General features: G+C 61.5%; 11 protein-coding genes. All 11 read right to left on the bottom strand.

Annotated elements, in window-relative coordinates:
* Positions 1 to 207 precede the first annotated feature (207 nt).
* Positions 208 to 504 (bottom strand): hypothetical protein, encoded by a 297-nt coding sequence (locus tag PZ897_RS06650; protein ID WP_275751016.1) that lies wholly within the window; start codon positions 502 to 504, stop codon positions 208 to 210.
* A 545-nt stretch (positions 505 to 1,049) separates the two neighbouring features.
* On the bottom strand, positions 1,050 to 2,186 hold the full coding sequence (locus PZ897_RS06645; RefSeq protein WP_275751014.1) for an ABC transporter permease: 1,137 nt from the start codon (positions 2,184 to 2,186) through the stop codon (positions 1,050 to 1,052).
* Positions 2,183 to 3,103: an ABC transporter ATP-binding protein gene (locus tag PZ897_RS06640; protein ID WP_275751011.1), complete on the bottom strand. Its 921-nt coding sequence runs from the start codon at positions 3,101 to 3,103 to the stop codon at positions 2,183 to 2,185. Before PZ897_RS06640 ends, PZ897_RS06645 begins: the two co-directional genes overlap by 4 nt.
* A complete protein-coding gene (locus PZ897_RS06635) occupies positions 3,100 to 4,053 on the bottom strand; it encodes an HlyD family efflux transporter periplasmic adaptor subunit (RefSeq protein ID WP_275751009.1) in 954 nt (317 codons plus the stop codon). Before PZ897_RS06635 ends, PZ897_RS06640 begins: the two co-directional genes overlap by 4 nt.
* Entirely contained in the window at positions 4,050 to 4,727 is a 678-nt protein-coding gene (locus PZ897_RS06630) for a CerR family C-terminal domain-containing protein (protein ID WP_275751007.1), read from the bottom strand. The genes PZ897_RS06635 and PZ897_RS06630 overlap by 4 nt, the downstream gene beginning before the upstream one ends.
* A gap of 153 nt (positions 4,728 to 4,880) precedes the next feature.
* Complete coding sequence (locus PZ897_RS06625; RefSeq protein ID WP_275751005.1) at positions 4,881 to 5,648, bottom strand: SDR family NAD(P)-dependent oxidoreductase; 768 nt, start codon at positions 5,646 to 5,648, stop codon at positions 4,881 to 4,883.
* Complete coding sequence (locus PZ897_RS06620) at positions 5,645 to 6,583, bottom strand: SDR family oxidoreductase (protein WP_275751003.1); 939 nt, start codon at positions 6,581 to 6,583, stop codon at positions 5,645 to 5,647. The genes PZ897_RS06625 and PZ897_RS06620 overlap by 4 nt, the downstream gene beginning before the upstream one ends.
* Positions 6,580 to 7,482 carry a bile acid:sodium symporter family protein gene (locus tag PZ897_RS06615; protein WP_275751001.1) on the bottom strand — a complete coding sequence of 301 codons (903 nt, stop codon included), beginning with the start codon at positions 7,480 to 7,482 and terminating at the stop codon, positions 6,580 to 6,582. The genes PZ897_RS06620 and PZ897_RS06615 overlap by 4 nt, the downstream gene beginning before the upstream one ends.
* Positions 7,479 to 8,840: an NAD(P)-binding domain-containing protein gene (locus PZ897_RS06610; RefSeq protein WP_275750999.1), complete on the bottom strand. Its 1,362-nt coding sequence runs from the start codon at positions 8,838 to 8,840 to the stop codon at positions 7,479 to 7,481. Before PZ897_RS06610 ends, PZ897_RS06615 begins: the two co-directional genes overlap by 4 nt.
* Before the next feature lie 290 nt (positions 8,841 to 9,130).
* The gene (locus PZ897_RS06605; protein WP_275750997.1) at positions 9,131 to 10,078 is read right to left on the bottom strand and encodes an aminotransferase class IV; all 948 of its coding nucleotides are present in this window, start codon (positions 10,076 to 10,078) and stop codon (positions 9,131 to 9,133) included.
* 74 nt (positions 10,079 to 10,152) lie between these two features.
* Positions 10,153 to 11,430: a DUF3422 family protein gene (locus tag PZ897_RS06600; protein ID WP_275750995.1), complete on the bottom strand. Its 1,278-nt coding sequence runs from the start codon at positions 11,428 to 11,430 to the stop codon at positions 10,153 to 10,155.
* Positions 11,431 to 11,490: the final 60 nt, after the last annotated feature.

Here is an 11,490-nt window from a genome sequence, read left to right as displayed (position 1 = left end):
TGCAGCCGGCGCGGTGTAGGCGTCGAGTGCGGTTGAATTGGCAAAGGCGCCGGTGGAGGCTGCAAGGGTAAGGCCGAGGGCGAGAAGGATCTTGTTCATGGTGGTATTCCTTTAAAGTCGGGATCGTGTCTTGGGAGGACAGCGTGAGTTGACGAGTCTGCGGATCAGTGCGGGTGGACCAGTCGATCCACCCGCCAGCTCAGCGGCTTACTGGAAGCGCGGCGAGCCATCATTGCCGGCGCGGTCATAGATGACACCATCCGTGGCCACAGCGCCGATCGAAGCGGTCGGGGTGTAGTCAACGCCGCCCTGCGGTGCCTCAAAGCTCGGCGAGCCGTCATTGCCGGCACGGTCATAGCTGACCAGATCGTTGGAGGTTCCGACAGCAGGCGCGATTGCTCCCTGTGCAGCCGGCGCGGTGTAGGCGTCGAGTGCGGTTGAATTGGCAAAGGCGCCGGTGGAGGCTGCGAGGGTGAGGCCGAGGGCGATAAGGATCTTGTTCATGGGTTTTCTCCGTCTTCGTTTGATTTCGTTTCGATTTCAATTCCGTATCGTTTTTGCGATGCGGCAATGTCATGCGCTGGTCTTGGAGTGAACGGTTCCTCGGATTTTCTCAAAAGCGCTTCACAGAAGGCTCGCAGTTGGAAAGTCCGTATCGCCGTGCTCCGATAACCAACAGATGGGTGCGCCGGATCGAAATTGCCAACCACACTTTTGTGAGAACCCGTGCTGAAACTTATTCTTGAAATTGTCGTCGAGCATTCTTAGCGCTAGCTTTTATTGTGCAATTTCAATTAGATAATCGATTCAACCGATAGGCACTGGAATCTGGCGCACCCGTGACTGTGCACAGAAGTGTGTCCACATCGTTCACCAATCAGATGCTGAAAAATGCCTTCTGGCCTCAAATCAGCCGGTGTCGACCCTTGCGCCCTGGAACAAAACGCACTTGAAACGGAGCTGGCGCGAGTCAGACGGCTGGAATTCCGGCGCAGTTCTTGGTTTCGAATCCGCCAAACCACAGATTTTCGAATGAAAGACGATCAGCCTTAGTCCAGGGTGCGGCGAAACCGCGCCAGTGCCAGAACCATGAACACCGCTACAAAGCCCACCAGGGCCGCGAGCGGCATGGCCACGCCCTGAAGGTCGGCGCCCTTGAGCATCACCGCGCGGATGATTCTGAGAAAATGGGTGAGGGGAAAGATTTCGCCCAGCGTTTGCGCCCAGGCCGGCATGCCGCGGTAGGGAAACATGAAACCTGACAGCAACAGAGACGGCAGAAAAAAGAAGAAGGTCAGCTGCATCGCCTGCATCTGGGTTCGCGCCAGAGTCGAAAACGCGTAGCCGAGCAGCACCAGCGCCAGAACAAAGATCAGGATGCTGATCAGCAGCAGCGTCAAGGAGCCGACGAACGGCACATCGAAGAGAAACTTCGCAGCCGTCAGCACCACCACCACCTGGACAGCGCCCACCGCAAGGTAGGGCAGCACCTTGCCCAGCATGATCTCGATCGGGCTTGCCGGCATGGCCAGCAGGTTCTCCATTGTCCCGCGCTCGACCTCTCTGGTCAGCGCCATCGAGGTCATCATCACCATGGTCAGTTGCAGGATCACGCCAAGCAGCCCCGGCACGATGTTGTACTGCGTGATGCCTTCGGGATTGTAGAGCCTGTGCACCACCACTTCGAGCGCGGCTGTCGATTGCCGGGCCGCCAGTGCTTCGGCCGACTGGGCGCGCAACAGCGCCTGCGCCGCCACCGTGCCAAGCGTTGAAATCGCCCCCGATGCCACCGAAGGATCGGTGGCATCGGCCTCGATCAGAATCTGCGGATGGTCGCCGCGCTGCACCCGCCGGGCAAAATCCGATGGCACGGTAACGACAAACGACACCGTGCCCGAACGAATCAGCCGCTCGGCCTCGGCGGCACTCGCCACCACATGGTCGAACCGGTAATAGCCGGTGTTCTCCATCGCCGAGACCATGGCGCGGGTGTAAGGATCCTGACTGGTGGTGACCAGCGCCGCCGGCAGCCCTTTCGGGTCATTGTTGATGGCAAAGCCGAACAGCACCAGCTGCATCAGCGGCACCCCCAGCATCATCGCAAAGGTGATGCGGTCGCGCCGCATCTGGATGCTCTCCTTGGCAATGATCGCCCACAACCGCCTCAAGGAAAACAGCGCGCTCATGCCATATTGTCCGTCGACTTGCCCATGAACTGGATGAACACATCCTCCAGACTGGTTTTATCCTGCCGGAAGCTGGCCCCGGTTTGTCCGGCCGCTTGCGATACGGCAGCCTGCAGCCTCTCCATGTTGGTGCCGACGACATGCAGCGTCAGACCGAACGGCGCCACCTGATCGACACCGTCCATGCGCTCAAGCATGCGCGCCGCCTCGGTGAGGCGCCCGCCTTCAAGAATGAACGTGGTCAACGCCGCATCGCGGATCACCTCGCTCACCGTACCGCTGGCCAGAAGCTTGCCATAGGAAATGTAGTGGATGCGGTGGCAGCGCTCGGCCTCGTCCATGTAATGGGTCGAGACCAGCACGGTCAGGCCGGCGCTGGCACGCATGTGGATCTCGTCCCAGAATTCGCGCCGCGCCTTCGGGTCAACCCCGGCGGTCGGCTCGTCCAGCAACAACAGCTTCGGCTTGTGCATGATGCAGGCAGCAAGGGCCAGCCGCTGCTTCCAGCCGCCCGACAGCGTGCCCGCCATCTGATTCTTGCGCGACGACAAGCCGAGATCCTCCAAGGTGTCGCGCACAACCGACGACACCGGATCAAGATCATAAAGCCGCGCGACAAACGTCAGATTTTCCTCAATCGACAGATCCTCGTAAAACGAGAACTTCTGCGTCATGTAGCCGACATTGCGCTTGATCAACCGCCCCTCGGTGCGAATGTCATGGCCCAGCACCCGGCCTTCACCCTCGTCCGGTGTCAGCAACCCGCACATCACCCTTATCGTGGTGGTCTTGCCTGACCCGTTGGGCCCGAGAAAGCCGGAGATTTCGCCTTCCGCCACCTGCATCGACACATGGTCGACAACGGTCTTGTCGCCGAACCGCTTGACCAGTCCGCTGACCTCGATCACGTTCATCATTGCCCGCTTTCGAGATCGACATCGACAATCTGCCCCGGCACCAGCGCCCGGGCGTCGTCGTCCGGCCGCGCTTCGACGAGATACACCAGCTTCTGCCTGTTCTCGAGCGAGTAGATCACCGGCGGGGTGAACTCCGGATCGGACGAGATATAGCTCACCGTCGCCCGCATCCCCTCGCCGCAACCATCGCAATGCACCAGCAGCGAAGTGCCCACCTGGATGGTCGACAGCGCCGGTTCAGGCACGTAGACCCTGAGCTTGCGCGCACCATCGGGCAGCACCGACAACACCGGCGCCTGCGGCCCGGCCACCTCGCCGGCGTTGCGGATGATGTCGGACACCACCCCCGGCAGCGGCACCGACAATGTCCGTTTGGACAACCGCCAGGCGGTGGATTCGAGGACCGCCTCGGCCTGATCGACGGCTGCCTGTGCTGCCTTGATCTCGTTGGCGCGCGCCGGCAACCGGGCCACGGCCAGATTGGCCTCGAGTTCCGACACCTTTGCCTGAGCCAGTTCCAACGCGGTGGACGCGGAATCATAGCTGGCCTGGGTTGATATTCCTTGTTTCAACAAATCCGCCTGCCGCTGTCTGACCCGTTCGGCCTCTGCAGCCTGGGCTTGAGCGGATCTGAGCGCTGCGGTGATGCTGGCAATCTCTTCGGGCCGTCTGCCCTGTTGCAGATTGGCAAGCTGGCTCTCGGCCAGGGCCAGTCCGGCTTCGGCCTGGGCGACGGCGATCTCGGCGTCACGCCGCTCCAGCCGGCCAAGCGCCTGTCCGGCGGTGATCTGGTCGCCGCGCCGGACACTGATCTCGACGATCTGGGCCGTCTCGATCGGCGCCACCAGCACATACTCACCCTCGACATAGCCCACCGCCAGCGGACCCGCGCCCAGGCATGCTGAAAACAGCGCCGAAATCAGCGGTATCGCGCAAACCAGCGAGCTCATGACTGTTCCTTCCTGTGAGTGGCAACAAACGCGCGAATATTCCCCAGGAGCACGGCCTTGATCGCCTCCACCTCATTCGGCCCGACCTCCTTCCAATCCATCCGCCTGGCAACGATCACGTGCCCGATGCGAAAATAAACGACCTGACCCGCAATGCTGAAGGTGCCAATCCGGATCAGGTCACTCTCCGGGTCCTGGCCGGTGGCCAGCCCGAGAAGATCGCAAAGGCTGGAATGCACCGGCTCGATGAAATCGGCATAAACCTTGTCGAACACTGCCCCCGCCGAACCCATTTCCCGCACCATGAAGCTGGCAATGTCGCGGGCCTCGATCTGCCCCAGCATGAAATCGGCAATCCCCATGATGACCCGTTCGAAGGCAGCCTGCGCCTGAGCCGGGTCACCTTTCGGATCAAGCGCACTCAGCGCCGGACCGACAACACTCTGGATACGGCTGCCAATCATCTCGGCGCAGGCGACCCTCAGCCCCTCCTTGCCACCGAAATGATAGGCGATGGAGGCGATGTTGGCTTGCGCTGCAGCGGCGATCTCACGGGTTGAGGTTGCCTCAAACCCCTTGGTGCCAAACAGTTTGATGCCGGCCATCAGCAGTGCCGTGCGGGTCTGGTCACCGGGCTTGCTGGTGGCGGAAAGGTCTGTTGATCGTGATGTCACGGCAGGGCTCCGTCTGATGCATTAGCCTTTGATCATAACAGATCCCCAGACTCAATCAAACGATTGATTGAGTCTGGTCTGAAAACAACCCGCGGCGCTGTACGGACGGAGCGGAAAACGCAAACAGCGGCAACGCCGTTGTGCGGCGGCTGCCTATGGTCGGATTTTCCGCATCATCAGCCACCGGTAAAGCCGGGGTGACAGCCGGTTGATGCGCCAGACCAGCGAAGCCACCCGCCCCACCGGGATGAAACCTTGGCCGCGACGCCAGCCTTTGAGAATGATCTCGGCGGCGCGGTCCGGGGTCATCTCATCGAAGCCGTCCACCGCAGCCCCGGGCCTGCCGATACCATCTGTGCCGGCTTCAAGCCGCCCCGGATTGGTGGCAACGAAGGATGGTGCTGCGATGACAACGCTGACGCCATGCTGGGCTTCTTCCGTCGCCAGTGACGCGAAAAAACCGGTCAGCGCATGTTTGCTCGCTGCATAGGCGGTGCGTTTGTAAAGTGGCGCAAACCCCGCAACCGAAGCCACAGCAAGATGTGTGCCCCTCCCCGCCCGCACGGCCTTGAGCAGCCCCGCAGCCATCCGCACCGAGCCGAAATAGTTGATCTCCATAACCCGCCGCTGCGAGGCCAGCGTGGTTTCGTCGAACAGACCGATCTGGGTCACACCGGCATTGTGAATCACCAGATCCAGCGCCGGGTGGCGCTCTGAAATGTCCTCGCACGCAGCAGCAACCGCCGCCTCATCGGTCAGATCGCAGCCGAGCGTCTCCACATTCGCGCGGTCCTGCGGCACCGCCTCCAGCGCCGTTGGCAGGTCAACCAGCACCACCTGCCAGCCTTGCTTGAGCAGAAGCCGCGTGAACGCCTGCCCGAGACCGCCGGCGCCGCCGGTAATCACCGCGACGCGCGTCATAGCCCCGCCGCCTTCCGCCACAGTGCGAAGGTCTGCGCACTGCTGAGTTCAGGCGTATAGCCGAAGCCGGTTTTCAGCGCCGTATTGTCGAGCACCGGCCGGTATTGCAGAAACCGGACCTGCTCCGGCCCGTAGCGAGACAGGCCAAGCGGCCGCGCGATGCCAAGAGCGGCCTTGAGCAGCCAGGCCGGCAGCGCCATCACCGGCTTTCCAAGCGCCCCAGCCAGATCGTCAACCGTCATCAACCCGTCGCCGCAGACATTGAAAATGCCCGCCGGACCGTCGCCCGCCGCACGCAGCAGAATCCGTGCCAGATCGCGGGTCCAGACAAAGACGAAGGGACTGTCCGTGCCGCGAACCGCAATCAGCCGCGGCCGGTGAAACAGGTCGGTGATCTGGTTTTCCAGTCCCGCCCCCAGCACCGTGCCGACCCGCAGCACCACCTGTTCAAGCGCGGCATGGCTGGTCCGCGCCTCGGCCAGCATCTCTTCGACCCGGCGCTTGTGATCGGAATAGGCAAATTCCGGGTTACCGCGCACCGGATCGCTTTCCCGCAACGGCACCGGATTGTCGGCGTGATAGCCGTAAGCCGCCCCCGACGAGGTCACCACCAGCCGCCGCACGCCATATCGTAAGGCTGCGTCGAGCACATTGTGTGTGCCTTTGACGTCGACGTCATAGGCAAAGTCGCGGCCCATGCCGCGCGCCGGCGAAACGATCGACGCCAGATGCACGATCACCTCGGGCCTGAACGCGCCGATCACGCGTGCCGCATCACCGCCGCGCACATCAAGCGTTTCAAAGCCAATGCCCGGCGGCACGATCTCAGGCGCCCGCACGTCTGTTGCCAGTGTCTGGGTGCCGGTCCCGGCCAATTCTTCGAGCAGGACCTGACCGACGGCGCCGGCCGCACCGGTGACCAGAACCCGGCTCATCGCCTGGCCTCGCTGCGCGACCAGACGCCGGCGATCGCAAGGCCCGATATGGCGTGCCAGATTCCCCAGAATGCCGCAGCCACCGCCATGCCGCCAAGCCCGCCGAAGAAGGCGAAGATCAGCACCAGGCCAAGGCCGGAGTTCTGGATGCCGGTTTCGATGGTGATGGCGCGGCGGTCAAAGTCGGAAAGCCGCATCACCGTTGCCATCAGATAGCCGCCCGACAGCGCCAGCCCGTTGTGCAGCACCACCAACCCGGCAACCGCAGTGACATGGCTGAGGAAAAAGCTCCAGTTCGCGGCCAGCGCCAGCACGATAAAGCCGATGAAGATCGCCATCGACAGCGCCTGCATCGGCTTGCGGATCCGGATCGCCCAGGCTGGCCGGTAGCTGTTGACCAGGATGCCGAGCACCAGCGGCAAGATCAGCATGAAGAAGACGGTGATGGCGATGGACACAGGATCCAGCTCTGTCTGCCGCAGCAGCGCCCGCGTCGGCGCGTAGAGGTTTCCCCAGAACGCCACATTGACCGGAGTGAGCAGAATCGCACCCAGTGTGGCGACCCCGGTCATCGACACCGACAGCGCCGCATTGCCGCCTGCGCGGTGGGTGATGAAGTTGGAGATGTTGCCGCCGGGACAGGCCGCCACCAGGATCAGCCCCAGTGCGATCGAGGGGCGCGGATTGGTTGCAACCAGCATCAGATAGGTCACCGCCGGCAGAACCAGAAACTGCGAGACCATGCCGGTGAGCAGTGCTTTGGGCGCGGTCAGCAAGGCGCGGAAATCCGAGCTGCGCAGGTCGAGCGCGATCGAAAACATCACGATTGCCAGAATGGCATTGAGCAGCATCAGGCTTTCCGGGCTGAAATTCAGCCGTACCGCGTCGATATCGATCATTGCTTGCGCCCCCCCAAAGCTGCAATCCAGCTGGTAACGGCAGTCCGGTAGGTGGCCTTGTCAACGTAATAGGCCATGCGTGGCAGGTCGATATAGTTCATCCCGCCTGTGGCCCGCTTGAAACCGGCAGCCTTTTCCTGTTGCAGCGCCTTGGCCGCCATCATGCCTTGCTTCAAGCCGGCAATGTAGCGCGCCACCATTTCGGCTTGCTCGTGCCGGCCTTGCCAGCCCAGTCCCGAGGCCTCGACCATCCCGAGCACGAACAGATCGTCACGTTCGGGGTGCAGGCAATTGAGGAACAGATGCGGTGCATCGCCCTGCCAGTTGAGCAGTGCCTTGTCGATGAACGGGTAATGCAGACGATAGCCGGTGGCCGCCAGGATCAGATCATAGTCTGCCTGATCTCCGTTCTTGAAGTGCACGGTGTCGCCATCGAACCGCGCCACATCCGGCCTGACCGTGATGTCGCCATGTCCGGCATGAAACAGGATCAGCGAATTGACGATTGGATGCGATTCGTACAGCGCGTAATCGGGCTTGGGAAAGCCGTATTTGGCCGGATCGCCGGTGAACCATTTCAGGATCATGCCGTCTATGCGGCGCTTGAGCCACATTGGCAGCTTGATCGCCCCGCCCATCGTGTCGGCGGGCCGTCCAAAGACATATTTCGGCACGAAATAATAGCCGCGCCGCATCGAGATGTCGCAGCTCTTGCCGTGGTGGATCGCATCCACGGCAATGTCGCAGCCGGAATTGCCCGCACCGATGATCAGCACCCGCTTGCCGGCAAAAATCCTCGGATCGCGATAGGCGCTCGAATGCATCAACTCACCCGAGAACGTGCCCTTGAACGCAGGCATGTTTGGCTCTGACAAAGTGCCGTTGGCAATCAGCAGCCCGGCGAACTCGGCCTGTCGCTGCGTGCCGTCTGCTTCGCGCCAGGTGACGCGCCAGCCCTCGCCCGACTTGCCCAGCGGCGTGGCCGAGAGCACTTCAGTACCGAAACGGAAATGGTCTCGAAGTTTGTAATGGTCGGCAAATTTCCTGAAGTATTTTCTCAGCTCATGATGCGACGGATAGTCTGCCACATGGCTGTCCATCGGAAAATCGGCAAACTCGGTCATCGTCTTCGACGAGATCAGGTGTGCGGTCTCGTACATGGTCGATTTCGGCCCGTCGATATCCCACAATCCTCCGACATCGGAGTTGAGCTCGAAGCCGGTGAAGGCGATACCCTGCTCGATCAGCGTCTTGGCCATTGCCAGCCCCATCGGCCCGGCCCCGATCAGAGCATAATGCCCGCGCAGATCTTCGCTATCGGCCGTGATCGCATCGGCCTGATTGACATGCAAGTCCAACCGCCCCCTCCCTGGATCCAGTGGATTCTTGTTCTGCAGCAAGTAATGAACGATCGTTCAATTAGAGACAAGGGGTTTTTTTGGGGCCGCTGTCGCCTCACCATCTCTGGCGCATATCGAGACGCGCACACGCGAGGGTGCGGGCGGACAAACTGCCTCCCCAGGGCGGACCCGGGTGCAGCCCTTCCGGGCTGATGGCGGAGCCATTGACGTTGATCAGGCCGCACCGACAGACCGCTGGGCGGAAAAGACCGGTCTGGAAAGTGCGCCCGCCCCCCGGGCATGCCTTTTTATCTTGCATCCACAGGATAAACGATGGCGGTCCGGCTTTGGTCCTGCTCATGCATGCGCCAGTAATTTTCGGTTATCTGCCCAGTAACCGGCCCCACCAATCCTGAGCCAACCGGCCTGTGGTCAATCCTGGTAATGGGCATGACACCGCCTGCGGTTGAGGTGATGAAAACCTCGTCAGCGGTTCGGAGTTCGTCCGATGACACGGCACGTGTCTGGCATCTGATCCCCAGGGCATCGCATATTTCAAGAACAGATTGACGGGTTATTCCCATCAAGACCCCAAAGTCAGGCGTGGAAATTCCGCCATCCTTGACGGCAAAAACATTAAAGCCCGGTCCCTCGGCAATGTTTCCATTGGCATCGAGAAGAATGGCCGTCTCCGCGCCGCGATCATAGGCCGTATAAAGCCCTCTCACCAGATCCAGCCAGTGATAGTTCTTGACGGTCGGATCGACGGAAAGCGGTGAAATCCGGACAATGTCGGTGATGGCTGCGTGCAAACCCCGCTCCATCTGTTCGGGATTGGCGACAGATCCGAAGGGAATCGCAAATGCAATGAAACGATTGACCGCATCGCGTGGGTCGCGGCTGAACGTCGGCGACGTTCCGCGCGTGCAGATGAACTCGACATAGGCGTTTTGCAGTCCCGACAAGGCCACGCAGTTGTGCAGGATTTCGGCCACCTGCGCGGGACTGTAGGGGATGGCCATGTGCAGTTTCTCAAGGCCTGCGAAAAAGCGGTCAAGATGGTCATCAAGCCTGAAAAATGCGCCTTTCCATGCGTGCGCCACGTCATAGGTCGCATCCGAGTGGAGGAAGCCGTTGTCCAGCACGGAGATTTTCGCTTCGGAAATGGGCAGATACTGACCGTCCATGAAAGCAACGCCAGGAGGAAAGACCGTAGGATCAATATGCCGTTTGGACAGCTCTGGAAATGTCTGCATTGTCTGGCTCCGGTGGCGGATCGCTGCTTTTGGCGAATGGGTTCATTTAGGCAAATCGGCGCTCGGTCCTGAGCCTATTCGCCGGTTTCGTCATCCTCGTCATGTTTCTTGCGGATCGAGCGGACCACCATCCAGGTAAACCCGATGGCAACGGGCACGAACAACGCCGACGCCAGCCCGGATTTGATCGGCAGGCCAAGACCATCCAGCGGTTTGGCCAGATAGCCGAACAACCCGACGATGTAGTAGGAAATCGCCGCCACCGAAAGCCCTTCAACCGTCTGCTGCATGCGCAATTGCAGCTTGACTCTCCGGTTCATCGAACTCAACACGGCGCTGTTCTGCCGCGCAAGCTCGACATCAATCCAGCTGCGCAGAAGTGCTGTTGCGCGCGACAGCTTGCGCGACAGGTTGGCCTGACGTTCCTCGATCGACTGGCAGGTCCGCATGGCCGGGGCCAGCCGCTTCTCCAAAAACGCGCCGATGGTCTCGTAGCCCGGCTGGGCGACTTCGGCCAGCGAGGCGATCCGCTCGGAGACGATGCTGGAATAGGCCCGGCTGGCGCCAAACCGGTAGAGGCTCAGAGCCGCGCCGGCTTCAAGTTCCGCCGCCAGAACCGTGATGTCGGCAAGCAGGCTGTTGGCGTTTTCGCGGGCGCCGGTTTTCATTTCCTGGGTGATCCGGGTCAGGCTGTCCTCGATCCGGCGCATTTCCGGCGACAATGACCGCGCCAGCGACAACCCCAGTGCGGCCAGCGTCCGGTAGGTTTCGATGTCAAGCAGCCGCTGCACCACGGCGCCGCGACCGGCATCGGTCATGCCCTTGTCGATCACCAGAATACGGGTCAGCCCGTCGCCGTCCTGGCGAAAATCCGTGGCGATCACCGCCTGTCCGCCCTTGATCTCGCTCAGGCACAGGCTGGTCGGATCGAAACTTTCCAGCGCTGCCTGTGTCTCCGGTGAATCTCCGCGCACTTCAAGCCGTATGCCTGAAATCAGCGAGCCCGGCGGCGAGAACTGATCGCCGAACGGATGCGTGTCGACACCATCGCCAAAATGTGGCGGAGCCGGCGCATCCCAGAAGTAGGTCGAGAACTCGGTGTGGCGCTCCCAGCGCAGCGTGCCCTGCCCCCAGGGCATGGAAAAATGCGCCGTGTCGCGACCCGGAACGGCAACCCCACGCGCTCGTGCCAGCCCCGCCAGCACCGCATGATCGACCACCGATCCGCCCTCGGTCAGAAACGCCAGCTGAAAAATCACCCGGGACTTTCCCACCAGCGCAAACGGGCGCGCATGGATTTCGCCCAGCGCCTCGGCCCGCCCCGGAGGCATCGGAAATGAAAACCTGCCCATGATGTCTTCCCCCGTCTAAGCAACCAGACCCCGCAAACCCGCTATGGCGGCTCCACACCT

It is taken from the genome of Hoeflea sp. YIM 152468 (genome assembly GCF_029210485.1).
Lineage (GTDB): Bacteria > Pseudomonadota > Alphaproteobacteria > Rhizobiales > Rhizobiaceae > Hoeflea.
The sequence above is the reverse complement of the archived record's forward strand: the minus strand, read 5'-3'. Positions and strand labels throughout refer to the sequence as shown.

Bases quoted from the DNA above. Each gene is read 5' to 3' on its own strand.
- PZ897_RS06650 (WP_275751016.1), bottom strand. From the start codon at position 504: ATGAACAAGATCCTTATCGCCCTCGGCCTCACCCTCGCAGCCTCCACC.
- PZ897_RS06645 (WP_275751014.1), bottom strand. From the start codon at position 2,186: ATGAGCGCGCTGTTTTCCTTGAGGCGGTTGTGGGCGATCATTGCCAAG.
- PZ897_RS06640 (WP_275751011.1), bottom strand. From the start codon at position 3,103: ATGATGAACGTGATCGAGGTCAGCGGACTGGTCAAGCGGTTCGGCGAC.
- PZ897_RS06635 (WP_275751009.1), bottom strand. From the start codon at position 4,053: ATGAGCTCGCTGGTTTGCGCGATACCGCTGATTTCGGCGCTGTTTTCA.
- PZ897_RS06625 (WP_275751005.1), bottom strand. From the start codon at position 5,648: ATGACGCGCGTCGCGGTGATTACCGGCGGCGCCGGCGGTCTCGGGCAG.
- PZ897_RS06620 (WP_275751003.1), bottom strand. From the start codon at position 6,583: ATGAGCCGGGTTCTGGTCACCGGTGCGGCCGGCGCCGTCGGTCAGGTC.
- PZ897_RS06615 (WP_275751001.1), bottom strand. From the start codon at position 7,482: ATGATCGATATCGACGCGGTACGGCTGAATTTCAGCCCGGAAAGCCTG.
- PZ897_RS06605 (WP_275750997.1), bottom strand. From the start codon at position 10,078: ATGCAGACATTTCCAGAGCTGTCCAAACGGCATATTGATCCTACGGTC.
- PZ897_RS06600 (WP_275750995.1), bottom strand. From the start codon at position 11,430: ATGGGCAGGTTTTCATTTCCGATGCCTCCGGGGCGGGCCGAGGCGCTG.